The following is a 25,837-nucleotide window of genomic DNA, read 5'->3' on the forward strand; positions in this document are numbered from 1 at the left end:
CAAATTTGAGCAAGATAATGCTAAGCCACGGCGGCGGCGGCGAGGAGATGAACTCGCTCATAAACGAAACGATTTTTAGGATATTTGATAATGAAATTTTGCGCGAGAGCAATGACAGCGCGATATTAAATTTCGGCTATTTTCGCGCAGACGAAAATGCTGGCGACTCGGTAAATTTGACGCCTAGATTTAACGGCAAACTAGCCTTTAGCACCGATAGCTTCGTGGTTACGCCGATATTTTTTAACGGCGGGGATATCGGCAAGATCGCGGCGTGCGGCACGATAAACGACCTAGCCATGGTCGGCGCCGAGGCAAAATACCTAAGCTGCGCGCTAATAGTCGAGGAGGGGCTTGAGCTTGCCGAGCTAGAGCGCGTGCTGGGCTCGCTAGCCGCCGTCGCTCGCGAAAACGGCGTGCGGATCGTCTGCGGCGATACGAAGGTCGTACCGCACGGCAAATGCGATAAAATTTTTATCAACACGAGCGGTATCGGCGAGATCGTCTGCGAGGGCGTGGAGCTAAAAAGCCTGCGCGCGGGCGCTAAAATCCTGATCTCTGGCGACGTGGGCAGACACGGCGCGGTGGTACTGGCTAGTCGCGAGGAGCTTGATCTACAAAGCGAGCTAAAAAGCGACTGCAAGGCGCTAGCGGGCGCGGTAAAGGCGCTGATTACTGGCGGCGTGAAGCCTCTTTGTATGCGCGACGCGACGCGCGGCGGACTCTCGGCGGTGCTAAACGAATGGGCGAAATTTAGCGGCCTAGACATCCTCGTTCGCGAGGAGGATATCAAGGTCAGCGACGAAGTGACGGGCGTTTGCGAGCTGTTTGGCTTTGAGCCTTATGAGCTTGCCAACGAGGGTACCTTCGTGCTAGCCGTAGATGAAAAAGACGAGGCGCGCGCGCTTGAGATTTTGCGCAAATTTGACGCTAACGCAGCTTCGATCGGCGAGATTTTAGGCGCTGCAAACGGTCGCGTCATCTTGCAAAACGCATACGGCTCGAAGCGCTTTTTAGAAGCGCCGAAGGGCGAGCTGCTACCGCGAATATGCTAGGAGTGGCGATGGATATGTCAAATTTAAGCGCATTAGCTTTTGGGGTTTGCACGGCGCCAGAATCGGCTCGCAAATTTTATCAAATTTACGTCTTAAGCGCGTCCGCGCAAATAAAATCCGCTACGCCCGCAATCAAGGAAATCTGATGCACGAACTAAGCATAGTGCAAAGCCTAGTCGCGCTCTGCGAGAAAAACGCCGCCGCAAACAGCGCGAAAGAGGTTGTGCACCTTGAGGTGCGTATCGGGCGGCTAAGCGGCGTCGAGCCTCACTATCTAGAAAGCGCGTTTGAAGTCTATAAAACCGGCACGATCTGCGAAAATGCCGAGCTTGCAATCACCTTGCAAAACGTCGCCGTGGAGTGTAAAAGCTGCGGTTTTATCGGCGAGCTTAGCGAAAACGACTTCACCTGTCCGGCTTGCGGCTCGCAGGAGCTCGAGGTCACGGGCGGCGAGGATATGCACCTCATGCGCCTTGAGATGCGGTGATTTTGCCGCAAATTTTAGCTCAAATTCGCTGCTTAAATTTGAGCGATTTTTTAAATTTACTTCCAAAAATGCGGCAAATTTGATGAAACCCTATTTATTTATCCCTCTAAAACGCGCCTAGATAAATTTAAAAGGAAGCTAGATGCCCAAATTTTCATTTAAAACCGTAGAGCAAATGCTGCTAAAATGCGTAGCCTAGGGCGGCGAGCCAGAGCTTAGCTTTCATCTGCGCGGTGCATAATATATGATCATCGCCTATGCGGATCGCTGCTCGTTTCAAAGGTGCGCGGACGAAGCGGGTGCAAACGCGAGCGGCGAACGGTATTTTGCCACATTGCAAGAACTCTACACCGCGCCGCAGATAGACGGACGCTCGCTAGAGGAGCTTTGGAGCGAGGCCGATAAGTTTTACTGCTTTGATTTTGAACTGTGAGATTTTATCCGGCGGCGTAGGCAAAATGCGCGGATAAATTTGAACTAAATAAATTTGAAAGGAAATAAATGGCTTCTGCTTGGAATTACAGCGCGAAAGAGTGCAGCGCAGACGGTAAATTTGGCGCGAAATTTGAAGGTCATGAGATAGCCATGGGCGCGCCGAGTTTGGGCGAGCTACGGCTTTACGCGAGCGCGGAGGCGCAGGGTTTAAATTTGAAGTGCGAAGAAATCGAGAGCGAAAACGTAAAATTTAGCCAAAGCGGCGAGATTGAGCAAATTTTACTTAGCGAGCAGGCTACGGCGTGTTTTACGTTTTCGGACGATTCGCGGTTTTTGGCGTTTGCCGAGTGGACGGCTGATAAAATGCAGCTTGTAAAGGTGCTGCGGCTAGCGGACATGAGCATAAAAACCGTTGGCGGGCTCCAAAGAGTTGCGGAGTTTTTGTCTTTTAGGGACGGTTTGCTGGAGATTTTGGACTCGCCGATTTTTATGCCCGCAAGCTTTTGGGTGGACGTTCGCGAGCTTTTTGACGATGAGATCAAAAGCTAAATTTGACGCCGCAAAACGCCCGAGCTATTTTGATAAAATTTAACGATAAACCGCAATCTAGGCAAGATAGCGCCGAGCGTTAAAGCTAGCCGTAAATTTGTAAAAAACATACAAAAATCTACGGTTGGCGCGCTAATTTCTAGGGGGCATTTTTACCCTGAGCGCGTTTGGCACGTCTGCGTACTAGATCTACGCCTGGTTTATCTTGCTAGCTTTGGCGCCGTTTTTATCAAATTTGACTTGGAGGTGATTTTGGCTTTGCGGCACCAAATATCGCAGCGATGTTTGGTGTTTGGTTCACGGTTTTCGCGGCCTATAAAGATTACAAATTTACGAAAATCCGTGGCAAGCCTAGTCTATGTTAAGGGCGAAATTTTTGCTACGCGGTCATTGACGCTGCGATTTTGGGCTTTATTTTTGACTCAGTTTTTGGCCGCATTTAAGTACAGCGCTCATGCTTGCCGTTCAAAAATAGCAAAGAGCGCAAATTTGATTAAATTTGCCAGGAGCCAGCGAACACCTTGCGCAGTCGAGCGGCGCGGGGTTTCAAATTTGGCTTAATTTACCCGCAAACTAGCGGCGTAGACGCTTGAAAGCTCGTCAATTTTACTCAAATATCAAAAACGGCGCTTCAAGTACGTTTCTGATTATTTTAAACGGCGAGAGAAGCGCATCTTGCAGGATTTGCGTCGAGTACTGTGGCTTTTGCAGCGTTCCGCGCACCTTGATGACGGTTGACAGCGTGCGATCTTTTCCCAGCACGATCTGATTTATGAGCGGGATTTTGTCGATGATGGAGCTGGCGTCCTTTAGCAGCTTTAGCTCCAGATCCACGTCGATCTCTTTGGTTGCGAGATTTATCGTGCCGTGACCGCCGATATCGGCACTTGAGCTCTCTAGCTCGATGGCTAGAAACTTTAGCGTATCGCCCTTTTTTTCAAACAAAATTTTGCCAAATTTTACCGGATAGCCGTCGGCGCCAAAGTCCGGCGTCTTAAACACGAGTAAGGACGGCACGGAGTTTAAAAACGTCAGAAGCTGATTATAAAACGTGTAGTCTTTTAACGTGGCGCCGATTAGCCTTGCTTCGCCTTTAAAATCATCGGTACTTTTGCCTAAAACCCGCAGTTTAAAGCTGCCGCCCTCAAAGCTTTTGATGTTAAAAATCGAGTTGATAAACTCGCCTCTGATGTCGTTTGCGGATATTTCGAATTTTTTATTTGACTTTATGAGCGAAAGGTTGCCGTGAGCGGGCTTGGCGTCAAATCTCACTGCCCCGCCGGCACTCTGGCCGCTGTAGGCTAGCAGATTTAGGGTCGCGTTAAAATCGTTTAAAATAAGATTTGAGCCCTTGGCTTCAAACTCGATGTCGCCGTCTTTTTCGCTCAAATTTTCTCCGCCGCCAAGCGCCAGATCAAGCTCGTTTATAAAAAGCTCCGTCTTGCCTCCCGAGATTTTGAAATTTAGCCCGCCGCTTTTGCTCTTGCCCGTCGCGCCTTTTGCATTTACGTCGATGGTAAAGCTATCGGCGTCATACGGCGAGCCGTCTTTTTTAAGTAGTGGCGTTTCAAATTTAACGCCGTTAGCCTCGATGCTAAGATTTTCAAAATCCTTGGTTTTGATATTTACGCCGCCTTCAAATATTTTTAGGCTTTTTAGCAGAGGCGAGTAGGGCAGTAGGCTCTTTGCGTCAGGCAAATTTATCTCGTTTTGCGCGCCGAATTTTAAACCCACGGTAGCGGGCGAAGCGATATCTAGCTTCGTATCCTTTCCGCTAAAATCAAGCCTAGCCGCAAACGGCATCGCGCCCAGCTTTAAAATTTCGCTCTTGCCAAAGGCTAAATTTAGCCCCTTTAGCGTGCCGTTTATGTCGCCTGCGAGTTTGCCTAGATCGAGATTTACTGCCGCATCCGCGCTAAAAAAATCCATCCCCGTGTTTTTCGCGTTTACCTTTAGCTTGTCGTTTAAAAGCTCGACGTCTGCGGTTTCGACGTTAAATTTAGCACCCGCGATCAGAGTCTGCCCGCCGGCGATCTTAAATTTGCCCTTAGGCGTCACCTCTAGCGGGTCAAATTTGATATCAAGCGCGAGTTTGGCGTCCGTTTTGCCGCTTAGCTGCTCGACGGGAACCTCGATATCGTAGGCTTTTAGTATGGAGTTTACGCTTTTGTCGTAGAGAGCCGAGGTTTGCAGATTTAGCGTGAGCCCGGCGCCTTTTTCCTCGAAAATTTTATAGATTTCAAGGCTGCTTGCGTTTAGATTTTTGCCCTGCCATTTTGGGTTTTTTAGCGTGAAAAACAGCGAGCCTTTCTTTAGCTCGACGTCGACTCCCTCGGCGGTTGCAGCGGGCAACTTTTCGTGAAATTTAACCTTTACGTTTTTAGAAAATCCCTGCGCGCTAAGCTCGTTTAGATATGGTTCTTGCTTGTTTAGGTCAAATCTACCCCGAAGCGATTTTACGAAGTAGTTATCCGCCGTGATGTAGCCGTAGATCCAGCTTTTTATCTCTTTATCTAGCCCAGTTTTTGCGCCCAGCTCGTCCATAAAGCCCCGTAGGCTAGTCGCGTTTATGTCGCTTAGCTCGTATGTTAGCTCGGCTTTTTTGAGATTTACGGTAGCGTTTCCGTTTAGCTCGTGGCTAGAAAAAGTGCCGTTAAAATCGTAAATTTGACGCCTCAAATCGGCATTGCTAACGCCGCTTAAAGTGATGTTAAAGTCCTTAAACTCGAGTAGATAAACGTTTGCGGTTATGCCATCTTCGGTGTCTTTGAAATTTGAGCTAACCGCCAAAAACGGGCTATCTAGATAAAAAACGTCGTCTCTGTAAAATAGCGTGGACTCGCTGTTTAAAAATTTGATGCGCTCGAGTAAGATTTCTTCAAACAGCCTGTCGATCCAGACGATGTTTTTGGAGAGGTCAAGTAGCGTTTCCTCGGAGCTATCCTTGGCGCTTTGTTTAGGTATCTCTATATTTTTCGCGCGTAAAATTATTTTTTTATCGAGTTTTATATATAATTGCTCTATTTTAAAGTCGCCCGCGTCGATATTTTCTATCTCGACTCCGTGTTTTAGGACGGCTATAAAAATGACGAATATCAAAACCGCGGGGATCAAAATGCGCCAAATTTTCTTCATTATCAGCGAGATGATTTTCATATTTTTTCTGAGCTTTCTTGTTTATCTTAGCCGCCCGGTGAGCGTGAGCGAGGTCATTTTCGTGCCTCAGGGCAGTACGCTTGGGATTATATCATATCTAAGCGAAAAAAATACGGACGCCAATAAATTCGACGCCGTGATCTTGCGCGCTATGGGGCACGTGCAAGCAGGCTGGATAGACCTGGGCGCGGCAAAGCTTAGCAAGCTTGATTTTTTATATAAGCTCACTACCGCAAAGGCGGCTCTAACGCAAATAACGCTGATTCCGGGCGAAACGACGGCCGTGTTTTTGCAAGAGGTCGCAAAAAAGCTAAATTTGAGCGAGGCCAAGCTGAACGAATTTTACGCCAAATTTGCCCCGCTAGAAGACGGCTTTTTGGTGCCAGAAACCTATAAAGTGCCCCTTGGCGTAAACGAAGAGCAGCTAGCCGCGCACCTCGTAAATTTATCTAAAAAATCCCACGAAAAAACGGCTACCGAGCTACTGGGAAGCTACGACGAAAAGCGCTGGAGCGAGTATCTTGTAACAGCCTCGGTTGTACAAAAAGAAGCCGCGAACGAGGATGAGATGCCACTTGTGGCCTCCGTCATCCAAAACCGCCTAAAAAAGGGCATGAAGCTGCAGATGGACGGCACCCTAAACTACGGACTCTACTCGCACGAGACGGTCACGGCCGAGCGCATACGAAGCGACAAGAGTAAATTTAACACCTATCTAAACGAAGGCCTGCCGCCAAGTCCCGTCTGCACCGTGGGACTAGCTGCGATAAGGGCGGCGATAAGGCCCGCGCAGAGCGAGTTTTTGTACTTCGTGCGCGATAAAAAGACGGGCAAGCATAAATTTAGCGTAACATACGATGAGCATGTAGGCGCGATAAACTCCCAAAAATAGCGCGCCAAAAGGCGTTTTAATATAAATTTGGATAATATTTTGCGAAATTTAATTAGGAGAAAAAGATGAGCGACATCGTCTATACTAGAACCGACGAATCACCGCTACTTGCTAGCTACTCGCTGTTTCCGATCCTGCAGGCGTTTTTGCGAGCGGGCGGCATAGAGATAGCCCAGGCCGACATAGGGCTGGCTGCGCGGATCATCGCCGCTTTTAGCGACAAGCTGCCGCCTGATCAACGCGTAAGCGATGATCTGGAGATGCTGCGAAATTTGACGCAAGAAAAGCGCGCAAATATCATCAAGCTGCCAAATATCTCGGCAAGCTTGCCTCAGCTAAACGCCGCTATCACCGAGCTTTGCGCCAAAGGCTACGATCTGCCGCCATGCCTGTCCGAGCCAAAAACGCCGGAGGAAAAAGATGCGGCCGCTAGATACGCCAAAGTGCTAGGAAGCGCGGTAAATCCCGTGCTGCGCGAGGGCAACTCGGACCGCAGATGCGTCGGTGCGGTAAAACGCTACGCCCGCGAAAATCCGTACAAAATCATCCCTTTTGAAAAAGATAGCAAGACCGAAGTCGCCTATATGAAGGGCGGAGATTTTTACTCATCCGAGCGCTCGGTTAGCTTTGAAACGGATGAAAATTTACGCGTGGAGTTTATCTCAAAAAGCGGCAAAAAACGCGTGCTAAAAGAAAATTTAACGGTAGAAAAAGGCGACATAATCGACGCTAGCTTTATGAGCGCAAGTAAGCTAGACGCCTTTATAAAAGAGCAAATCGCGGACGCGAAGGCAAAAAATTTGCTCTTTAGCGTGCATCTAAAAGCTTCGATGATGAAAGTGAGCGATCCAGTGATTTTCGGGCATTTTGTGAAGATTTTTTTCGCGGAAGTTTTTGATGAGTTCGCAGACGAGCTAAAAAGCGTAAACGTCAGCGAAAACAACGGGCTAAAAGACCTTTTTGCCAGGATTTTAAATTTGCCTCAAGCTACGCAGGAAAAAATCAAAGCCAAATTTGATGAAATTTACGCAAAGAGGCCGAATTTAGCGATGGTAAACTCGGCCGCAGGCGTTACAAATTTACACGTTCCTAGCGACGTTATCATCGACGCCTCGATGCCGGCGATGATAAAAAACGGCGGCAAAATGTGGGATAAAGAGGGCATAGCCAGGGAAACTAAAGCCGTGATACCGGATAAAACCTACGCTGTGGTTTACGAAGCCGCGATTGCGGATATCAAGGCAAACGGCGCGCTAGATCCCGCTAAAATCGGCAGCGTCTCAAACGTAGGTCTAATGGCTAAAAAGGCCGAGGAGTACGGCAGTCACGATAAAACCTTTGTAATGAGCGAAGCGGGCGAGGCGCGCGTGCTAAACACCAAAGACGAAATTTTATTTAAATTTGAGCTAGAAAAGGGCGATATATTTAGGATGACGCAGGTTAAAGACGTCGCCGTGCGAAACTGGGTCGAGCTAGCGCTAAAACGCGCGAAAATCACGGGACAAAAGGCGATATTTTGGCTGGACAAAAACAGGGCTCACGACCGAGAAATCCTAAAAAAGGTAAGAGCGCAGCTAGCTAGCATGGATATGAGCGGGCTTGATATAGAGATATTGTCTCCTGCGACTGCTTGTAAAAAATCGCTTGAGATCATGAGGCGCGGCGAGGACTGCATCAGCGTCACGGGCAACGTCTTGCGCGACTATCTGACCGATCTTTTTCCGATCTTGGAGCTTGAAACCAGCGCCAAGATGCTCTCTATCGTGCCGCTACTAGAGGGCGGAAGTATCTTTGAAACGGGAGCCGGAGGCAGCGCGCCAAGACTCGCCGAACAGCTGCTGGAGCAAAATCACCTAAGCTGGGATAGTTTGGGCGAGTTTTTGGCTCTGGGCGCTAGTCTTGAGCAGTTAGCCGGCTTTAAGCAAAGCCCTGAGGCGCAAATTTTAGCAGATACGCTAAACGCGGCCGTAGAGCGCTATCTAAAAGAAAACAAAGTTCCGCGGTTTGAAGTGGGGCAGCTAGATACGCGCACGAGCCATTTTTATATCGCGCTTTACTGGGCGATCGAGCTTGCCGCTAGCGGTACGCAGCTGGGCGATAAATTTAAACTCGCCGCCCAAAATCTCGCGCAAAACGAGAGCGCGATCGTGGCCGAAATAAACGCGGCGCAAGGACAAAAGGTCGATATCAGCGGATACTATAAGCCGGATGATAAAAAGGCGAGCGCGGCGATGAAGCCGAGCGCGACGTTTAATCAAATTTTACAAAATCAAATTTTATAAAAAAGGAAAAAAATGAAAATTTCAGTTATCGGAGCCGGAAACGTAGGCGCGAGTGCGGCTAGCGCTATTTTGCTAAGAGGCATCGCAGACGATATTGCGCTAGTCGATATTTTTGGCGACGTGGCGCGCGCAAAGGCGATCGACCTATCTCAGAGCGCGGCGGTTTTCGGTCTGGATGTTAGCGTTGCCGGCGGGGATGATTTTGAGCTAGTTAAGGATAGTGACATCGTGGTCGTGACCGCCGGAAGCCCTAGAAAAGAGGGGCAGACTAGAGAAGATCTGCTGCTAAAAAACGCAGGCATCGTAAAAGGTACGGTGGAAAAAATCGCCAAATTTGCCCCAAATAGCGTCATCATAAACGTAACAAATCCGCTTGACGCGCTCACGTATCTAGTCTATAAAACGAGCGGTTTTGATAAAAGTAGGATACTAGGTATGGCTGGCGAACTAGACTCTGCGCGCCTAAAATACGAGATATCTCAAAAAACTGGACTAAAAAACAGCGCATTTAGCGCGCATATCATAGGCTCTCATAACGACGATATGGTGGCGCTACAAAGTAACGTGAGCGTGGATCTGGGCGGCGAATTTGACGCGGTAGCGCAGGAGGCAAAAACTGGCGGCGCAAAGATAGTTAAGCTACTTGGCACGTCGGCATACTACGCTCCGGGCGCGGCTGCGGCTAAAATGTGCGAGGCGATAAAAACCGGCAGCGAGCAGTGGCTAAGCTGCTGCGTGATAGAGGGCGAGTGCGCAGGCGGCAGACTCGTTAAGCTAGGCAATGGCGGCGTGCGCGAGATCAAGCAACCAAGCGCGGAGGAAAAAGCAGCGCTTGAAAAAGGCGAATCGCAAACGGCTGCAAATATCAAATTTCTAAAAGAAAGCGGGGTAATCGCGTAGCCGATGCTTGTAAATTATAAAATTAAAATTTACGCCCTGTTTTTAGCGGCTTTTATGTCGGGGTGCGCTAACGTTTCGTCAGGCACTCCCAAAAATACGATGTTAACGAAGCAAAGTAAAACCCAAGCTACTACTTCGCTAGAAAAGGATAAAATCCAAAATTGGGGAAGCAAGACATTTCATGGTAAAACCGGCGACCGACTCGACGCAAAAGAAACGGCCCTGCTAAATCTCCTGCAAGGATATATAGGTAAAAGAGACGGCGGCGACTGCTCGGGCTTTGTGACGCTTATAAATAAAAAATTTAATCGAGACTTTTTTGACGAAAAAGAGCTTGATAAATTTTACACCAAGCACGGTCTAAAAAGCGAGGCTATGTTTAAGCTTTACGAGAGTAAAAATCTGATCGCCTTTGACGATCCGAAGGTTGGAGATTTAGTATTTTTCAACAACACGACTAGAAGCACGAAAAATAACAAAAAAGCAAAAATCGTCACTCATGTAGGCATAGTAAGTAGCGTAGAAAAAGATGGCACGGTTGGCTTTACGCATAACTCGAGAGGCAAAAATGCGGTGGATTTTATGAATCTAAAAAATAAAAACACGCGTAAAAAAGGCAACAAAGAGCTAAACTCCTATGTCGTATCTTGCAAAAATAACAATACGTCGTGTCTTGCGTCAAATAGATTTGCGGGATTTGGCAAAGCCAGCGTAAGGAGAAACTAAGTTTAACCGATTTTTGCTTATCGCTTCAAATTTACCGCCGTATCCGTATAAATTCGTCATCAAATTTACGGATCAGCGGCGATAAATTTGACTTCTAAAATTACTCTATGCCAAATTTACAGCAATATCCCCAAAAATCACAAAACATCCGCGCTGACGTTTCAAATTTGCTCGCTTTTATGCAAAAAATCTTCAAATTTTACTCTACCGCACGCTTTAAATACCAAATTTAACTTAAATGCTATAAAATTATCGTTACTAGTTAAATTTGATAAGGAAAAATATGCTGATACGAAACGGCGTCCCCGTCTGGGTCGATATCTCGCGCTGCAAAGCGTGCGATATCTGCGTGAGCCGCTGTCCTGCGGGCGTGCTGGCGATGACCGTAGAGCCGCGCGCTGTCCTAGGTAAAACGATCGAAGTGGTGCATCCGGAGGCCTGTATCGGGTGCCGCGAGTGCGAGCTGCACTGCCCCGATTTTGCGATTTACGTAGCGGAGAAGGGGTTTAAATTCGCCAAACTAACCGCCGAAAGTAAAGAGCGCGCTACCGCCGTAAAAGAGAATAAATTTGAAAAATTAGAGGCGGAGCAATGAGCGAGTTTTTAAATAATAACGGCGGCAAAAGAGAAATCATCGCTAGCGGTAATGAGCTGGTCGCGCTTGCGGCGGTGGAGTGCGGGTGCAACTTTTTCGGCGGTTATCCGATCACGCCAAGCAGCGAGATCGCGCACGAGTTAAGTGTGCTGCTGCCAAAGCACGGCGGTAAATTTATCCAGATGGAGGACGAGATCGCGGGCATCTCGGTGGCGCTTGGAGCCTCGATGAGCGGGGCAAAGGCGATGACTGCAAGCTCGGGTCCCGGTATCTCGCTAAAGGCCGAGCAGATCGGGCTCGGCTTTATCGCGGAGGTGCCGCTGGTGATCGTAAACGTCATGCGCGGCGGGCCTAGTACGGGTTTGCCTACCCGCGTGGCGCAGGGCGATCTACTGCAGGCGAAAAACCCGACTCACGGCGACGTAAACAGCATCGTTATCGCGCCCTCAAGCCTAGAGGAGTGCTATACGCAGACCGTTCGCGCGTTTAATCTCGCCGAGCGGTTCATGACGCCCGTGTTTTTGTTGCTGGATGAGACGATCGGACACATGCATGCAAAGGCCGTGCTGCCGCAGATCGGCGAGCTAGAGATCTACTCGCGCAGGCAGTTTGAGGGTGACCCTGCGGACTACCGCCCATACAAAGCAGCTCCCGACGAACCGGCTACGCTAAATAAATTTTTCGGCGGTTACCGCTATCACATTACGGGCCTACATCACGGCGAGACGGGCTTTCCAACTGAAGACGGCGCTGTCGTGGACTACAACATCAAGCGCCTTTTTAACAAAATAAATGCGCACGCGCACGAGCTTGAGCTTTGGGAGGAGTTTATGCTTGAGGACGCGGATATTTGCATTATAGCATTTGGCTCCGTGGCTCGCGCAGCAAAGGAAGCGGTGCTAAATTTACGCGAAAAAAGCATAAAAGTAGGGCTTTTTAAACCTATCACACTATTTCCGACGCCAAGTGCGAAACTACGAGAAATCTCGGCTAAATTTAGCAAAATTTTGATCTGCGAGTTAAATTTGGGCCAGTATACGGGAGAGATAATCAAAGTCACGCTAAGAGATGACTTTAAAACGCTGCTAAAAGCCAACGGTCGTCCGATCAGCCCGCAAGAAATCGCGCAAAAAATAGGAGAATTCGATGGCATTTAACTACGACAACTACCTACGCACGGACAAAATGCCGACTCTGTGGTGCTGGGGCTGCGGCGACGGTGTGATACTAAAGGCGCTAATCCGCGCGATCGACAAGCTTGGCTGGGATATGAACGACGTATGCGTGGTTTCGGGCATCGGCTGCTCGGGGCGCTTTAGCTCATATATCAACTGCAACACCGTCCACACCACGCACGGGCGCGCGATCGCCTATGCTACGGGTATCAAGCTAGCAAACCCGGACAAACACGTCATCGTGGTAACCGGCGACGGCGACGGACTCGCAATAGGGGGCAATCACACGATCCACGGATGCCGCAGAAATATAAATTTAAACCACGTTTTGATAAATAACTTCATATACGGGCTAACGAACTCCCAAACCAGTCCGACCACGCCGACGGGTTTTTGGACGGTGACGGCGCAGTACGGCAATGTCGATCCGAATTTCGACGCGTGCAAGCTCGCGACCGCAGCAGGAGCGACCTTTGTAGCGCGCAGCAGCGTGATAGAGCCGGCGAAGCTGGAAAAGATATTTGCCGAGGGCTTCGAGCACGACGGGTATAGCTTTTTTGACGTATTTTCAAACTGTCACATAAACCTGGGCCGCAAAAACAAAATGAGCCAAGCTACGCAGATGCTAGAGTGGATAGACGGTCGCACGGTAAGCAAGGCTAAATTTGACGCGATGAGCGAGGATGAGCGAGAGGGTAAATTTCCTCTCGGAGTACTGCATAAAGATGAGTCGCGCATGGAGTACACCAAGGCCTACGACATGGTGATAAAAGCCGCTAGAGACGGCGAAAAAATCGATTTTGGAGCGCTAAAATGAAAAGGCAGTTAAGATTTGTCGGAGTGGGCGGACAGGGCGTGATACTGGCCGGCGAAATTTTAGCCGCGGCCAAGATCGAGGAGGGCGGATACGGCGTCAAGGCCTCGACCTACACCTCGCAGGTACGCGGCGGGCCGACGAAGGTCGATATTATTTTGAGCGAGCGCGAGATATTTTACCCGTACGCAAACGAGGGCGAGATCGAGTTCATGCTCGCTACCGCGCAGGTTAGCTTCGAGCAGTTTAAAGACGGCGTGAGAGAGGGCGGCATCATCGTCGTGGAGCCAAATTTGGTACACGCTAGCGACGAGGATAAAAAACGGTGGAAGATCTACGAAATACCCATTATCTCCATCGCTAAAGACGAAGTGGGCAACGTAATAACCCAAAGCGTCGTCGCGCTCGCAGTCGCCGTGCAGATGAGCGGCTGTCTGGATACCGAGCTAGTTAAACGCGTAATGCTCTCAAAAGTGCCTAAAAAAGTCTACGCCGAGAACGAAAAAGCCTACGAGCTGGGGCTCAAATACGCTAAAATTTGCATAGAAAACGGCAAATAAAAGCGTGATTTGAAATAAGATAAATTAAGTATCATTTCGTTATAATTCAGACATTAATTTATCTAATTTTAAGGAGAACACAATGAGCATTGGGATTTTTTACACGACGACAAAGGGGCACACAAAGAGCGCGTGCGAGTATCTAGCGGGCAAAATAGGAGCACAGCTAGTTGATGTAAAGAGCGCTGGGGCGGAGGATTTTGCTAAATTTGACGTTATCATCGTGGCGGCACCTAGCTACGGCGACGGCGAGTTGCAGTTTGATTGGGCGGAGAAACTGCCGCTTTTAAAAGCGGGAAGCAAAGGCAAAAAAGCCGCCATCGTAGCCGTGGGTAATCAAGCCAACCATCCGCAAACTCTTTTTAGCGGCGCGGTGGATTTCCTGCCGTATCTAAAAGATGCGCAAATCTTTGGCGCTAGCGACGTGGACGGATATAAATTTAACCACTCTGCGTTTTTCATTAACGGTAAATTCGCAGGCCTAGCTCTAGACGTCAAGGGCGATGAAAACTACGCAAAACGCATCGACAAATGGGTCGAGGAAAATAAGCCTACTATCTTAAATTTATTCTGATTTTCTTGCCGCCTTGCCTAAAACGGACAAGGCGGATTTTTTATACTTGATGCAGCAACGGCGGCATAGTTTGCACTCCCCCTCTTTTTTGTCTGATTTCAGTTTGCGTATAAATTTAACTTGCAGTAACGGCAAAATAACGCCTGGTACGGTAAAATCCCAAATAAGCTCAAACGGTGCAAACGGGCTATTTTGCAAAAAAAACAAAAAACTCGTATGCGTTAAATTTGCTCGATATTTTTAAATTTAGATTTTATGTAAGCAAGTAAATTTAACCTTTAACCGTGTTGCCGCATCCTAAAATCCAGCTAAATTTAGGCGGTAAAAGCTCGGTATATTTTTCGCATTTATAACGGTTAATTCAAAATTAAAAGCTTATAAATTTAAAGAGTAATAAAAACTGGGCCAAATTTAGCCCCTTTTAGTTTTAAGTTTAGCTTAACGTTGTGTACCCGCCGTCTACGTCGCTAAATCCTGCACCGTAAGCTACGCCGGAGATTTTGACTAGAGTGTCGCTGCCTTCTTGATAGCCTTCCACGCCGTCTGTATTTAGCGCCAGATATACATTAAATTTATCCGCTCCTACGTTTTCTGAGAAATAAGCGCCTTCGCCGTTTTTCAAATTTGCTAGCTTTTCCGTCAAATTTGACGAATCCGTGCCGTCTGCCGCTTTTGAAATTTTATTGATATTTTCAGGCAGTTTGATTTTTTCTTTCTTGGATATTTTCATCATACCCGTGCCCGATTCTATCGATATCCCTTTTTGATCCGGATTTTGGGCGATAGTTTCTTTGAGATCAAATTCCTCTTTGCTCAAAAACGATCCGTTATTTCCCTGGGCTTTTGAGATGAGAGTTATTTTATCCGAGTTTATATTTTCATAGATTTTAAACGTCGTTTGCGTATCTCCGATCTGGGCTACGGCTTTTTTATCTAGCGCTTTGTCGGTTATAGTCGCAGTACCTTTAAGTCCTTTTGTTACCTCGCTTAACGGGCTTAGATCCCAGGGCTTAGATAAATCCATCGTAAGTGGCGATTTTGTCGTTAGCATCGAAGCGTCGTTATCTGAGCTAACGTCAAATTTTACCGTTTTATTGGCATATTCTGCGCTTGTTATTGTAGCCGATTTTATCTGTTCGTTTTCGTAGGCTACGTCTACGGTTTTGTCGTTTTGACTGTACGAAGTGTCTTGCAATACCTGCTTTATTAGCTTATTAGAATCGTCGTAGGTTTTTGTGACGGTTTGGATGACTCTTCCGCCTTCATTATTGCTTAGGGCTTTTACGATCTCGACGTTTGGAGTAGATTTGTCTATCTCGTAGACCTTTGCTCTAGTTTGCCAACCGGTCGTATTTAGCACCTTTTCGTTTTTATCAAAAAATACTCCTTGTGCAAATTTAAACCCGCTATTTTCGTCTTGCGCCCTTTCAAAGACTATTTGGTATGTCTTGTTAGCCACCGTATCTTCATATTCCCAGATTTTAGATTTTCCGTCTATTACGTCTTTAGCTGCGGCATTTTCGAAGCTAGACGGATTAGGAACGGTAAAATCAGGCGTTAATTTCTTATAAATCGAAGTTGCGCCTTCTTTTATCTCTGTAAAGTAGCTTCTGGATTCGACATCTTTTACCTCTATCAAGGTATCACTATCCTTTTGATAGCCCTCTACGCCGTCGGTATTTAGCGCCATATAGGCATTAAATTTATCTTCTCCTACGTTTTGCAAGAAGTACTGCGCCTTACCGACTCCGAGCGTAGATAGTTTTTCCTCGATATTTTGCAGATTTACGCCCTCTTGCGCTCTTGTTAGCTCGGTGATATTTGATGGAAGCGTGATTTTATCTTGAGCATTGTCTAGTACCGCCATTTTTGCGCCGTTTGATAGATTGTTCGTGTCGGCGTTGATGCTTATTTTTTTCAAATTTGCATTTTCTTGTAGGGTCTGGGCTATATCGAAAGTATCGACTCAGTAGCTACTATTGACCGTATATGCAGCCTTTGACACTAGCGTCACGTCATCCGAGAATCATCCGTCGTATGCTCGGTAGACTACCTCGTCTTTTCCGATATCGGCGGTCCATTTCGTATCTAGCGCGCTATCTGTTACCGTGACTTTACCTTTGTAGTTGAAATTTGGCGCAAGAGGGTTTAAGTGTTCTGGTGAGCTTGCGTTTAGATACAACTTGCCTTTGTAGTCCAGATTTTCGCTATCTTTGCTGATCTCAAAGTTTATGTCGGTTTTTGCGTATTTTGGATCTGTTTTGCTAGCATAGCTTAGCTTGCCGTCCTCGTAGGTTAGAGCGAGTTTTTGTCCGTCGCTTCTTTCTAATATTTTTTCTTCCAGTACGCCTTTGTCGTCAAATTTATCTCTAGTGGCGTCGCCTGTTTTTGAGACGCTAGGCGTGTATTCTTCGGTTACTTTGTAGCCGTCTTTTTCGTAAATTTTATAGGCTTTGATTTTGTAGTCCTTGATTATATTTTCGCCGTTATAAAATTTACCGTCAGGCATATCGACTTTTATATCGGAGTTTTCGGGCTGAGCGTCTCTTTTGCCAAATTCTATCCTATACGTTACGCCCGTCGTGTCGTTTGTGTATTCCCAGGTGTGAGCCTTGCCGTCTTTTACGTCGATTGGTTTCATGGCTGCTTTGCCGGTTTGCTCATTGACCTCATACACTCCGTTATCTTTGTCGTCTTGTGATACTACGTCTTTTATGATGTCGTATTTTGCTTTTATGAAATTTATCTTTGCATTATCCGTGCTATCTAGAGTTTTGATAGCGTCTACGTGAGATTTTATATGCTCAAAATGCTTAACGATATTTGCCGAAGTATCTTTTATTACAAATTTATCGCCATTTGCTTTTTTTGTCTTTTAGCGCTATAAAGGTAGCGATATCTAACGTAAAATCCTTACTATCGTCTATGAAAAATTTCTCTACCGAACTATTTTTTATCAAATTTAGATGATCGCTCGTTGCGTTATGTAGCCAAATTTTGCCTTCGGAAATTTTATTTAGTAGCGCCGTAGTAGCCTTGCTGGCGTCTAGCGTAAAGCTGCCGCTAAATTTGATAGATAGGACGTATTTTAAATTTGAGGCGATTTTATCTATATTATTTTGTATATTTCCGGCTTCGTCTTCTATGATAAACGATGTGTTTTCGTCGGTAATACTTGCAGCTTTTTCCAAAAACGTCTTAACGTCGGTTTTTTCGATGATGGGATCAGGGTCGGGTTTTGGCTCCGGTTTGGGATCTGGTTTTGGCTCCGGAGTAAGGACGTAATCTTTATCGTAGTTTGGAAATTGACTTTTTATCTCGCTTTCGCTTTTTCCAGTTACTTACGATATTACGGATATTTTATCGTTTTTACTTAGCGATTCGTCTAGTTTTGAGTTATCTAGCGTCAAATTTGATTTGTTGTTTATGATGATGTTTTTTATATCCTGAGCGGAGGATGTAGCCGTTACGGCGTCGTTTATTTTTAAAAAAGAATTTAAAGTCGTTTTTATATCGCCGTCCGGTACGTCTTGCACGCTATCGGCAACGACGTTTGATGCGATTATTTTGTTTATCAGTGTTTTATGTGCGTCTCTGGTGCCGGCATCCGAGCTTTGCGCATGGACTGGGTTTAGCGCCGCTTTTAAGATCTCGCTTACGACTTGACCTCTGTCATTTGTATTATTTAGCATGTTTATCCAGCCTGCTTTTCCGCCGACGTCGGTATTTTCATCCTTGTTTAACAATGTTGCATAAATATGCTTGATGAAATTTTCGTTGCTTTCTAGGCTTTTGCCGAAAAACTCCTTCGACGCCGTCGTATCCAACATCAAATTTGCAACGTTGGATAAATTTAAATTTTTAGCGTTTGCCGATTTTAGCCAGGCTTCATTACCTACACCTTCGCTAGATCTGCCAAATAAGGTAACATAAAGTCCTGAAATTTGTGACTTGGTTAAAGAAATTTTCACATCTTTAAGTTGTATTTTTTAAATATACGTGTGGAATATTTAAAATTTTATTATTATATAGCATAAGTATAAAAATAAAACTTAATATTTTATGAAATATCAGCTACAAAATATGGAACTTTAGGCGTGTGGCTTTTGTATTTTTATGCGTATTAAGTAATAAATTTTGAGTTTTTGAATTATCAAAATAGATAGATGAAATTTGTGTTAAAGCGGAGTTTTGAAAAAGAACGCGGAAGTAAAGCTCGCGGCTTCACTTCCCAAAAAGTTTCTTTATAGCGCCGAAAAATCCGCCTGAGCCCTCGTTTTTATCGCTCTCTTTTTTGTTTTTGTCTAGCTTCATCGCTTCGCTTATCTGCTGCACCGCCGTATCGGCGTAGATAAATGCGCCTTCGGGGTCGCAATTAAAAAGATTTGAGTAGCACTCGGAATCATTTAAATCAATCGGGTTGGGTATAATCACGTCTGTCGCCTCAAGCAGCCCGTAGCCGTTTTCTACGCTAAATTTAACCGCGCTCAAAAACGCAGGCAAATTTTGCGCGTAAAAGTTATCTACTTTTTGCTTTATATTTTCATCGGCGTTGTAGTCCTGCCAAAATTTGGCCAAATTTGTCGCGCTTATAAATGCGCCAGACGAGTAGTTTCCGTCAAATTCGCCCGTAAATTTAGCCTTTATTTCAGGCGGTATAACGCCGCTTATATCGCTTAGATACTGCTTAAATTCGCCGTGTTCCTCCGCCAAAAAGCCAAACGCCGTACCGCGCGTGTAGAAGTATTTTCTAAAAAATCCCTGCACGGCGGCGAGTATGTAGCCGTGACTCGTCGAAAAGCTCTCGTCATCTTTGGTTTCAAGCGCGATTTTTAGGGTATCGATGTATTTTTGCGCGTAAAAATCCTCTATACCGTACTCTTTTGTGAGCCTTTGTGCGACCGACCAGTCGCCCTCGCGCGCGCTTTTTAATGCATCAAAATACCACTGCCTTATCTCGCTTTCATTGATCGGATGATAGCTTACGTCGTAGCCCATTTTGGCTCCTTTTTTGGTAGGTTTTTTCTAAATTTACAAAGGATTCGGCCGATTTACGCGTATAAAATCGACCCCAAACGAATCATATTCGAGCCGCATTTTATCGCCAGCTCAAAGTCGCCGCTCATACCCATCGAGCAAATTTGCGCACCGCGAGGTTGCAGATTTTCATAAATTTTACGCGTCGTCTCAAAGCTTTTTTGCACGATTTTCTCGTCCTCTACGTGCGCGCCGATACTCATCACGCCGACGGGTTTTAAAAATTTACACTCCTGCGCGATTTGCAAAAACGCAGCCTCGGCGGCTTCGGGCGAGATACCTTGTTTCGTGTCTTCGCGCGCCGAGTTTATTTGCAGCAGGCATGGTAGCTCGCAAACAAGCCTCTTATCCACCGCAAGTGCGGCCTCTACGCTCTCGCAGCTTTGCCAAAGTGCGGGTTTGAGCGCTAGCAGGTGGTTTATTTTATTGCTTTGAAGTCGCCCGATAAAGTGCCACTCGATCGGCAAATTTGACAAAATTTTGCTCTTGTTTTTGAGCTCTTGCACGCGGTTTTCGCCAAAGCTCGTTTGTCCCTGTTTAAAAAGCTCCAAAACCTCTTTAGTCGTTACGTTTTTGCTCACGGCAATTAGCTTCACCGCTTCGCCCGTGCGTGCATTTTCGATGCGTTCTAAAATTTTCGCGAGCTTCATTGTCCCGCTCCGCTTAGGCGCATCACGTCGTTAAAGGCAGCAAACGCCATCAGGCAAAGCAAAAAAGCCCAGCCGCAGTAGGTGAGGCCGATATAGACTTTTTCGTTCATCTCGCGGCGGAAAATGAGCTCGTAAAGGTTGAAAAATATATGACCGCCGTCAAGCGCGGGGATAGGCAGCAGGTTTAGCACGCCTAAATTTACGGATATGAGCGCAGCGATGATGAGCAGGGTCGAGAGGCCAATGCCAGCGGCTTTTGAGGTGATGTCGGTGATCTGGATGATGCCACCCATCTCTTTTAGCGGCACGACGCCAACAATGAGCTTTTCAAGTCCCGTGAATATGAGCTTTGAGGCGTTTACGGTCTCAACGAGCGCAAATTTAAGCGAGCTAAAGCCGGTGTTTCGTATCGTGACGGCCTCGTCTGAGGGCAAAATGCCGATGAGCGGTTTTTCTATCTTTTCGCCAAATATCGTCATGCTTTGCCCGATTTTAGGCGTCAAATTTATCGTTTTTATTTCGCCGGCGCGCTCGAGCGTGATCGCGGTGGAGGTTAAATTTACGTTTTTGCTTATCTCGTCCCATTCGCTGATTTTGATACCGTTTATGTTTAAAATTTTATCGCCTTTTTGTAGTCCGGCACTCGCCGCAGCCGAGTTTTCCAGTACCTTACCCACGGTCGGAGCTAGCCTCTCAACTCCGATATGTCCGAGCGCGATAAAGATAAAAAACGCCAAGGCAAAGTTAAAAAACGGTCCGGCAAAAAGGATAAAAATGCGTCCTAGCGGGCTAAGCCTCGTATAGCTGTCGGCGTCCTCGTTTTTTAGTCCCGGCTTTGCGTCCTCTTGTCCTTTTAGGCTAACGTAGCCGCCAAGCGGTATCGCGCTGATGGCGTACTCGGTGTCGCCGATGGTTTTTGAGTAGACGCTCTGGCCAAAGCCCACGCTAAATTTTAGCACGCCCACTTTTAGCATGCGAGCGGCGAGAAAGTGGCCCAGCTCATGGAAAAATATAAGAAACGAAATCACCAAAACCGTGATCAAAAAGTGCCACGAATACGCATAAATGCCGACAGCCAGTAGCGCCGCCACAAAGATAATGCTTTTCAAAATTTACCTTTAAATTTGATTTTATCGCTCGAGTTTATCGCTGAGCAAAACTGCGATAAATTTCGTGCTCGGGTTTGCGTCAAGCGCGATCTTTAGGCTCATCGTAAGCGGTACGGCTAAAAACATACCGCCGATGCCGAACAAAAATCCCCAAAAAAGTAGGCTCAAAAGCACGACAAGCGTGCTGATACCAAGGCCTTTGCCAAGAAATTTAGGCTCGATAAAGTTGCCGATGACGACATTTACGACCGCATACAGCGCCGCAGTCCAAGCGCAAGCCGCCGCGTCGTTTAACAAAAGCGCCACCAAAAGTGCTGGAACGGCCGCGATGATGGAGCCGATCGTCGGGACAAAGTTTAGCACAAAAGCCAAAATCCCCCAAAGCGGCGCGTAAGGCACGCCGATGAAATTTAGCCCGATAAATATAAAAACGCCCGTCGCAAACGATGCTGCGGACTTGATCGCGAGATAGCGTTTGAGATTTGATATGAACGTATCTACGATCTGATTTGTTTGCGGATTTTTACTCGCAAAATACTCGACTTTTTGAGAAAATACCTGTACCTCAAAAAGCATAAAAGTAACAAGCAAAAAGACAAAAAAGCTCTTTGAGGCAAGCTCTGTGCCGCTTCTTAAAGATCCGCCCAGCACGGCAAAAAGTTTATTGATATCAAAGTCTGCGGGCGCCGCGACGCTGTTTGGGTCGATGAGGCCGCGGCTAGCGAGTATATGGTGATAGTGGTCGGCTAGGACTTTAAATTTGCTCTGAAGCTCGGGCATGTAGCTAACTAGCCCGTTGATCGTTTTTAGCACGGTGTTTGCGATAAATCCAAGCGATAAAAACACGACTGCGGTAACGAGCGCAAAGGCTAAAACGCGCGGAAATTTGAGCTTTTCTAGCGCATTTATCGCAGGCGTCGCCACGATAGCGATAAAAACCGCCATTAAAAATGGCAGAACTACGACGCTAGCGGCCTCTAGTCCGGCTGCTACCACGACGAAGCTAGCTAGATAGATTATGGCGTTTCCGGCTCTCAAATTTACGCCTTTTTGGCTTGATTTTTAACGTGCCTTACATAGGCGTTTACGTACTCAAAGCCAGAATACAGCGTCAGCGCGACGCTAAGCCAGAGCAAAAACTCGCCAAAAGGCCACTGCATGGTTAAAAAGCCGATCGCAACCATCTGGCAGACGGTTTTGACTTTGCCCGCCATCGATGCGGCGACCTCTACGCCTTCGCCCGCCATCACGACGCGAAATCCCGTGATAAAAAACTCGCGAACCAGGATGAGATACACGGCCCAAGGGCTCGCGCGGTCTATCATCATGAGTCCTAAAAACGCGCCCAGCGTTAGCATTTTATCCGCAAGCGGGTCGATGACGGCTCCAAGCTTAGTCTTTTGATCCCATGCGCGCGCGATAAACCCGTCAAAAAAGTCCGTGACGCTGGCGATCACGAACACAAGCGCGGCAAAGTAGTTCATCCAGCTAATATGCACGCCTGAGAAGGAATTTACGCTAAGTAGCAACCAAAACATCAGGGGTGCGAGAAATACACGCAGGAAAGCTAGGGCGTTTGGTAAATTTAGGCTCATTTATTTTTTCTTTCTTTTGGATTTTGGAGTTTAAAATTTGACGTCGCGATACTTGAGGCGGCGGAAAAAGCGCTGGCCTTGTTTTGGCTTGACTTTGCCCGTTTCTTATTTGCGCTTTGGTTAAATTTGCTTGTAGCTTTGTCAAATTTGAGCAAATTTAGATTAGGTTTAAGAAAACCGTCCGCGCCGCAAAATTTGCTTTCAAATTTTAAATTTTCATCAAATTTAGCCCGCAAGCGCGTTAAATTTATACCGCCGAATTTGCAAAAAACGCAAGCAACCGGCAAAGGCGCACAGGCTAAATTCGCTTTTTTCATTTAAATGTTGTACCGCCGTCGATGATGAAGGTGTGGCCCGTCACCCAGCTAGCTTTTGAGCTACAGAGAAACAAACATGCGCCGGCGATATCCGTAGGCTGTCCCATGCGATTTAGCGGGCTTAGCTCGGCTGTTTTGTCGCGAACTTCCTCATAGTTAGTAAAAGCCCTAAGCGCGTCCGTCTCGATCGGGCCGCCGCTAACGACGTTTACGCGGATATTTTTTTCGCCAAGCTCGGTCGCCGCGTAGCGCGCCATAACTTCTACCGCAGCTTTTGCAGTGCCGTGGCCTGCGTAGTTTTCGATATAGACGAGATTACCCGTCGATGAAAGCGAGATGATACTGCCGCCACCCGTTTTTTCCATGCGTTTTGCCGCCTCTTGCGCGCCTACGACGAATGCGTTTACGGTTGCGGTGAAAATATTATTGATACCGCGAGGGCGAAGTTTCATAAATTTCGTATATCCGCCTGCTACCGGGCGACCCGAGATGATAGCGTTTGAGACGAAAAAATCGACCCTATCAAAGTCTGCGTCGATCTCTAAAAATAGATCTTTGTAGGTCTCGGGTTCTAGTATATTTAGCGCGTAGGCTCTGGCTTTTATGCCGTACGTCGCTTCAAGCTCGGCGGCTTGGGTTTTGGCTAGCTCTTCGTTTGAGTTATAGGTAAAGGCGATATTTACGCCCTTTGCGGCGAATTCCTCTACGATGGCGCGTCCGATGCCGCGCGTTCCGCCGCTGATTACTAGAGTTTTGCCTTTAAATTCGTTTTCGCAATTCATTAAAATCCTTTTATGCTATATTGTTTTATGGTTTGTTCGATTTTTTTGAGATTTTCGGCGCTCGGCTCGCAAAGCGGCAGGCGGTACTCGAGGCTTGATATTAGTCCGGCGATATACATCGCGGCTTTGACCGGGATCGGGTTGCTCTCGCAAAACATTATTTTATTTACCGCATAAAGGTCGTCATTTATGGCTTTTGCGCGCGCAAATTCGCCTTTTATCGCAAAGTGGGTCAAATTTGAGATTTCGTCCGGGAGTAAATTTGCCGTGACCGAGATCACGCCCTTGCCGCCGTTTGAGAGGATAGGGTAGTTTATCGCGTCCTCGCCGCTGATGACGGATAGGTCTGGTTCGTGCGCGAGCAGGTCGACGCAGCGCTCGATGCTGCCGGTGGCTTCTTTTACGCCGTAGACGTTGTCGCACTCTTTAAATAATCTAAAAACCGTGCACGGCTGGATATCTACGCCCACGCGGCCCGGGACGTTATAGAGCAGCACCGGGATTTCGACGCTTGAGGCGATCGCTTTGTAGTGGCGGTATAGGCCTTCTTGCGTCGGTTTGTTGTAGTATGGGGCTACCGAGAGGATGCCGTCTGCGCCGTGATCTTGCGCGAATTTTGCAAGGCCTACCGCTTCGTGAGTGGCGTTGCTACCCGCACCGGCAAGTACTTTTACGCCGGTATTTTTGCAGGTATTTACGGCGATTTCTATGCAAATTCTATGCTCGTCGTGCGTTAGCGTCGCGCTCTCGCCCGTCGTGCCTACGGGTACGACCGCGTCGATGCCGTTTGCGATTTGTCTTTTGATTAACTTTTCATAACCGATTTCGTCTAGTTTGCCGTCTTTAAAAGGCGTAATCAGCGCCGTCATAGCGCCCGTTATTGCTTTTTTATTCACTTTTTTCCTTTCTTAGGATGATCGTCGTGGATTTTTCTTTTCTTGCGTATTTTTTGCAAATTTCGTTTAGATCGGCTGGTTTTAGCGCGGCTGTTTTTTCAGGTAGCTCAAAAAGCGGCTTTATATCGCCTCTAACGAGATAACTGCCGTACAAATTTGCTACCTTTGACGCGCTATCTAACGAGTAAATGAGATCGCTTTTTAGGCTATTTTTTATCTTGGTTATCTCGTCTTCGTCTATTTTTTGCGTTTTTGCGTTTTCGAGCACTCGCCAGATCTCTTCCTCTACTGCCTCGGCCTTGACGCCGGGATTACAAACGGCTAGTACGATGAGCAAGCTCTCGTCGATGTTGCTCATATTATAGACGTCTACGCTGTTTACGAGGCACTTTTCGTCTATCAAAACGCGCTGTAAAACCGAGCTCTGCCCGCTGCCTAGATACTCGGCTAGCGCGCCCAGACGCGGCTGATCCTCGTGATTAAACGGCGGGATTTTAAAGGCGAGCGCTAGCATCTCTACCTCGCTATCCTTGTAAATTTCAGCCCTTTTTGCGCCGTTTTGCTCGGGCTCGATACAGTGCAACTTAGGTAGCAGTTTTTTGTTTTTTATATTTTCAAAGTGCTTTTTACCTAGCTCAAACGCGCTTTTTTTATCTATGTCGCCGCTGATTAGCAGGATCGCGTTTTGCGGCTGGTAGTACGTCTCGTGAAATTCTTTTATATCCTCTATGCTCCAGTTTCTGATATCGCCGATAAAGCCGATCGGAGTCCAGTGGTACGGGTGATAGCTAAAAGCGACGTTAAATAGCGTAAAGTACAAAAAGCCGATCGGAGAGTTGTCTGTGCGCCATCTGCGCTCCTCGGTCACCACGTCGCGCTCGGGTTGGAATTCTTTATCTTTTAGGCTCAAATTTTCCATTATATCGGCGTAAAGCCTAAGAGCCTCGTCTAGGTTGCCTTTTGAGCATTTGACGAAATAATGCGTATAATCAAATCCCGTGCTAGCGTTATTTACGCCGCCAAAACCCTTTACGATCTCGTCAAATTCGCCCGCTTTCATATTTTTCGTGGATTTAAAATTTAAGTGCTCTAGCATGTGCGCGATGCCGCTTTTGCCCATGGTTTCGTTTCGCGAGCCCACGCGGTAAAACACGTCCACGCTGATGACGCTAGAGCCCTTGCTAGCGGGGATATGATAGATCTCAAAGCCGTTTTTGAGCTTGGTTTTGGAGTATTTTATAAGCATAAATT

General features: G+C 47.0%; 27 protein-coding genes. 13 read left to right on the top strand and 14 right to left on the bottom strand.

The annotated features are described in order from the left end of the window. The first annotated feature begins 5 nt into the window (after positions 1-5). The 4 genes from hypE (at position 6) to Q0394_RS11455 (ending at position 2,526) form a co-directional block, all read left to right on the top strand. Positions 6-1,055 carry a hydrogenase expression/formation protein HypE gene (gene hypE, locus Q0394_RS11440; protein ID WP_298947777.1) on the top strand — a complete coding sequence of 350 codons (1,050 nt, stop codon included), beginning with the start codon at positions 6-8 and terminating at the stop codon, positions 1,053-1,055. Positions 1,056-1,200: 145 nt separating this feature from the next. Further along, positions 1,201-1,542, top strand: a complete 342-nt coding sequence (hypA, locus tag Q0394_RS11445; protein WP_298947779.1) for a hydrogenase maturation nickel metallochaperone HypA — start codon at positions 1,201-1,203, stop codon at positions 1,540-1,542. Positions 1,543-1,786: 244 nt separating this feature from the next. Continuing rightward, positions 1,787-1,975, top strand: a complete 189-nt coding sequence (locus Q0394_RS11450) for a hypothetical protein (protein ID WP_298947781.1) — start codon at positions 1,787-1,789, stop codon at positions 1,973-1,975. A gap of 68 nt (positions 1,976-2,043) precedes the next feature. Further along, positions 2,044-2,526 (top strand): flagellar protein, encoded by a 483-nt coding sequence (locus Q0394_RS11455; protein WP_298947783.1) that lies wholly within the window; start codon positions 2,044-2,046, stop codon positions 2,524-2,526. Positions 2,527-3,132: 606 nt separating this feature from the next. On the opposite strand, the gene Q0394_RS11460 is transcribed toward Q0394_RS11455, so the two are convergent. Then, positions 3,133-5,682, bottom strand: coding sequence for an AsmA-like C-terminal domain-containing protein (locus Q0394_RS11460; protein ID WP_298947785.1), 2,550 nt, complete (start codon positions 5,680-5,682; stop codon positions 3,133-3,135). A gap of 37 nt (positions 5,683-5,719) precedes the next feature. Between Q0394_RS11460 and mltG the strand changes: the two genes are divergently transcribed. The 9 genes from mltG (at position 5,720) to Q0394_RS11505 (ending at position 14,200) form a co-directional block, all read left to right on the top strand. Beyond that, positions 5,720-6,574, top strand: coding sequence for an endolytic transglycosylase MltG (gene mltG / locus Q0394_RS11465; protein WP_298947880.1), 855 nt, complete (start codon positions 5,720-5,722; stop codon positions 6,572-6,574). 65 nt (positions 6,575-6,639) lie between these two features. Then, positions 6,640-8,856, top strand: coding sequence for an NADP-dependent isocitrate dehydrogenase (locus Q0394_RS11470; protein ID WP_298947787.1), 2,217 nt, complete (start codon positions 6,640-6,642; stop codon positions 8,854-8,856). A 12-nt stretch (positions 8,857-8,868) separates the two neighbouring features. Continuing rightward, on the top strand, positions 8,869-9,756 hold the full coding sequence (locus Q0394_RS11475; protein WP_298947788.1) for a malate dehydrogenase: 888 nt from the start codon (positions 8,869-8,871) through the stop codon (positions 9,754-9,756). A gap of 99 nt (positions 9,757-9,855) precedes the next feature. After that, a complete protein-coding gene (locus tag Q0394_RS11480; protein ID WP_298947790.1) occupies positions 9,856-10,482 on the top strand; it encodes a CHAP domain-containing protein in 627 nt (208 codons plus the stop codon). A 283-nt stretch (positions 10,483-10,765) separates the two neighbouring features. Beyond that, positions 10,766-11,077: a 4Fe-4S binding protein gene (locus Q0394_RS11485; protein ID WP_298947791.1), complete on the top strand. Its 312-nt coding sequence runs from the start codon at positions 10,766-10,768 to the stop codon at positions 11,075-11,077. After that, the gene (locus Q0394_RS11490; protein WP_298947793.1) at positions 11,074-12,234 is read left to right on the top strand and encodes a 2-oxoglutarate synthase subunit alpha; all 1,161 of its coding nucleotides are present in this window, start codon (positions 11,074-11,076) and stop codon (positions 12,232-12,234) included. The genes Q0394_RS11485 and Q0394_RS11490 overlap by 4 nt, the downstream gene beginning before the upstream one ends. Continuing rightward, positions 12,224-13,069 carry a 2-oxoglutarate ferredoxin oxidoreductase subunit beta gene (locus Q0394_RS11495; protein WP_298947795.1) on the top strand — a complete coding sequence of 282 codons (846 nt, stop codon included), beginning with the start codon at positions 12,224-12,226 and terminating at the stop codon, positions 13,067-13,069. The genes Q0394_RS11490 and Q0394_RS11495 overlap by 11 nt, the downstream gene beginning before the upstream one ends. Continuing rightward, positions 13,066-13,626, top strand: coding sequence for a 2-oxoacid:acceptor oxidoreductase family protein (locus Q0394_RS11500; RefSeq protein ID WP_298947797.1), 561 nt, complete (start codon positions 13,066-13,068; stop codon positions 13,624-13,626). Before Q0394_RS11495 ends, Q0394_RS11500 begins: the two co-directional genes overlap by 4 nt. 82 nt (positions 13,627-13,708) lie before the next feature. Continuing rightward, positions 13,709-14,200 (top strand): flavodoxin domain-containing protein, encoded by a 492-nt coding sequence (locus tag Q0394_RS11505; protein WP_298947799.1) that lies wholly within the window; start codon positions 13,709-13,711, stop codon positions 14,198-14,200. Between the two features lie 433 nt (positions 14,201-14,633). On the opposite strand, the gene Q0394_RS11510 is transcribed toward Q0394_RS11505, so the two are convergent. From Q0394_RS11510 to Q0394_RS11570, 13 genes are all read right to left on the bottom strand, one after another. Beyond that, on the bottom strand, positions 14,634-16,067 hold the full coding sequence (locus Q0394_RS11510) for a hypothetical protein (RefSeq protein WP_298947801.1): 1,434 nt from the start codon (positions 16,065-16,067) through the stop codon (positions 14,634-14,636). A gap of 159 nt (positions 16,068-16,226) precedes the next feature. Beyond that, positions 16,227-16,877 (bottom strand): hypothetical protein, encoded by a 651-nt coding sequence (locus Q0394_RS11515; protein WP_298947803.1) that lies wholly within the window; start codon positions 16,875-16,877, stop codon positions 16,227-16,229. Between the two features lie 172 nt (positions 16,878-17,049). Continuing rightward, entirely contained in the window at positions 17,050-17,391 is a 342-nt protein-coding gene (locus Q0394_RS11520; RefSeq protein WP_298947805.1) for a hypothetical protein, read from the bottom strand. A 150-nt stretch (positions 17,392-17,541) separates the two neighbouring features. After that, the gene (locus Q0394_RS11525) at positions 17,542-18,171 is read right to left on the bottom strand and encodes a DUF4214 domain-containing protein (protein ID WP_298947807.1); all 630 of its coding nucleotides are present in this window, start codon (positions 18,169-18,171) and stop codon (positions 17,542-17,544) included. A gap of 253 nt (positions 18,172-18,424) precedes the next feature. After that, complete coding sequence (locus tag Q0394_RS11530) at positions 18,425-19,198, bottom strand: hypothetical protein (RefSeq protein WP_298947809.1); 774 nt, start codon at positions 19,196-19,198, stop codon at positions 18,425-18,427. Between the two features lie 53 nt (positions 19,199-19,251). Beyond that, positions 19,252-19,887, bottom strand: coding sequence for a YggS family pyridoxal phosphate-dependent enzyme (locus tag Q0394_RS11535; RefSeq protein WP_298790509.1), 636 nt, complete (start codon positions 19,885-19,887; stop codon positions 19,252-19,254). Further along, a complete protein-coding gene (gene rseP, locus Q0394_RS11540) occupies positions 19,884-20,996 on the bottom strand; it encodes an RIP metalloprotease RseP (protein ID WP_298947810.1) in 1,113 nt (370 codons plus the stop codon). Before rseP ends, Q0394_RS11535 begins: the two co-directional genes overlap by 4 nt. 21 nt (positions 20,997-21,017) lie before the next feature. Beyond that, the gene (locus Q0394_RS11545; RefSeq protein WP_298947811.1) at positions 21,018-22,034 is read right to left on the bottom strand and encodes an AI-2E family transporter; all 1,017 of its coding nucleotides are present in this window, start codon (positions 22,032-22,034) and stop codon (positions 21,018-21,020) included. Positions 22,035-22,036: 2 nt separating this feature from the next. Beyond that, positions 22,037-22,591, bottom strand: a complete 555-nt coding sequence (gene pgsA / locus Q0394_RS11550) for a CDP-diacylglycerol--glycerol-3-phosphate 3-phosphatidyltransferase (RefSeq protein ID WP_298947812.1) — start codon at positions 22,589-22,591, stop codon at positions 22,037-22,039. Then, a complete protein-coding gene (locus tag Q0394_RS11555) occupies positions 22,588-22,908 on the bottom strand; it encodes a hypothetical protein (RefSeq protein WP_298947814.1) in 321 nt (106 codons plus the stop codon). The genes pgsA and Q0394_RS11555 overlap by 4 nt, the downstream gene beginning before the upstream one ends. Beyond that, a complete protein-coding gene (locus Q0394_RS11560) occupies positions 22,905-23,690 on the bottom strand; it encodes an enoyl-ACP reductase (protein WP_298947816.1) in 786 nt (261 codons plus the stop codon). The genes Q0394_RS11555 and Q0394_RS11560 overlap by 4 nt, the downstream gene beginning before the upstream one ends. Continuing rightward, positions 23,690-24,586, bottom strand: coding sequence for a 4-hydroxy-tetrahydrodipicolinate synthase (gene dapA / locus Q0394_RS11565; RefSeq protein ID WP_298947818.1), 897 nt, complete (start codon positions 24,584-24,586; stop codon positions 23,690-23,692). Before dapA ends, Q0394_RS11560 begins: the two co-directional genes overlap by 1 nt. Next, positions 24,579-25,832 carry a pitrilysin family protein gene (locus Q0394_RS11570; RefSeq protein ID WP_298947820.1) on the bottom strand — a complete coding sequence of 418 codons (1,254 nt, stop codon included), beginning with the start codon at positions 25,830-25,832 and terminating at the stop codon, positions 24,579-24,581. Before Q0394_RS11570 ends, dapA begins: the two co-directional genes overlap by 8 nt. Positions 25,833-25,837: the final 5 nt, after the last annotated feature.

The organism is uncultured Campylobacter sp., assembly GCF_938039205.1.
Classification (GTDB): domain Bacteria; phylum Campylobacterota; class Campylobacteria; order Campylobacterales; family Campylobacteraceae; genus Campylobacter_A.

Excerpts from the sequence above, each read along its gene's own strand:
- Q0394_RS11470 (WP_298947787.1), top strand. The coding sequence starts at position 6,640 with ATGAGCGACATCGTCTATACTAGAACCGACGAATCACCGCTACTTGCT.
- Q0394_RS11485 (WP_298947791.1), top strand. The coding sequence starts at position 10,766 with ATGCTGATACGAAACGGCGTCCCCGTCTGGGTCGATATCTCGCGCTGC.
- Q0394_RS11480 (WP_298947790.1), top strand. The coding sequence starts at position 9,856 with ATGTTAACGAAGCAAAGTAAAACCCAAGCTACTACTTCGCTAGAAAAG.
- Q0394_RS11535 (WP_298790509.1), bottom strand. The coding sequence starts at position 19,887 with ATGAAGCTCGCGAAAATTTTAGAACGCATCGAAAATGCACGCACGGGC.
- Q0394_RS11530 (WP_298947809.1), bottom strand. The coding sequence starts at position 19,198 with ATGGGCTACGACGTAAGCTATCATCCGATCAATGAAAGCGAGATAAGG.
- Q0394_RS11495 (WP_298947795.1), top strand. The coding sequence starts at position 12,224 with ATGGCATTTAACTACGACAACTACCTACGCACGGACAAAATGCCGACT.
- Q0394_RS11510 (WP_298947801.1), bottom strand. The coding sequence starts at position 16,067 with ATGGCGGTACTAGACAATGCTCAAGATAAAATCACGCTTCCATCAAAT.
- Q0394_RS11475 (WP_298947788.1), top strand. The coding sequence starts at position 8,869 with ATGAAAATTTCAGTTATCGGAGCCGGAAACGTAGGCGCGAGTGCGGCT.
- Q0394_RS11505 (WP_298947799.1), top strand. The coding sequence starts at position 13,709 with ATGAGCATTGGGATTTTTTACACGACGACAAAGGGGCACACAAAGAGC.
- Q0394_RS11555 (WP_298947814.1), bottom strand. The coding sequence starts at position 22,908 with ATGAAAAAAGCGAATTTAGCCTGTGCGCCTTTGCCGGTTGCTTGCGTT.
- Q0394_RS11500 (WP_298947797.1), top strand. The coding sequence starts at position 13,066 with ATGAAAAGGCAGTTAAGATTTGTCGGAGTGGGCGGACAGGGCGTGATA.
- Q0394_RS11490 (WP_298947793.1), top strand. The coding sequence starts at position 11,074 with ATGAGCGAGTTTTTAAATAATAACGGCGGCAAAAGAGAAATCATCGCT.
- Q0394_RS11450 (WP_298947781.1), top strand. The coding sequence starts at position 1,787 with ATGATCATCGCCTATGCGGATCGCTGCTCGTTTCAAAGGTGCGCGGAC.
- Q0394_RS11560 (WP_298947816.1), bottom strand. The coding sequence starts at position 23,690 with ATGAATTGCGAAAACGAATTTAAAGGCAAAACTCTAGTAATCAGCGGC.
- pgsA (WP_298947812.1), bottom strand. The coding sequence starts at position 22,591 with ATGAGCCTAAATTTACCAAACGCCCTAGCTTTCCTGCGTGTATTTCTC.
- Q0394_RS11455 (WP_298947783.1), top strand. The coding sequence starts at position 2,044 with ATGGCTTCTGCTTGGAATTACAGCGCGAAAGAGTGCAGCGCAGACGGT.
- hypA (WP_298947779.1), top strand. The coding sequence starts at position 1,201 with ATGCACGAACTAAGCATAGTGCAAAGCCTAGTCGCGCTCTGCGAGAAA.
- Q0394_RS11460 (WP_298947785.1), bottom strand. The coding sequence starts at position 5,682 with ATGAAAATCATCTCGCTGATAATGAAGAAAATTTGGCGCATTTTGATC.
- Q0394_RS11570 (WP_298947820.1), bottom strand. The coding sequence starts at position 25,832 with ATGCTTATAAAATACTCCAAAACCAAGCTCAAAAACGGCTTTGAGATC.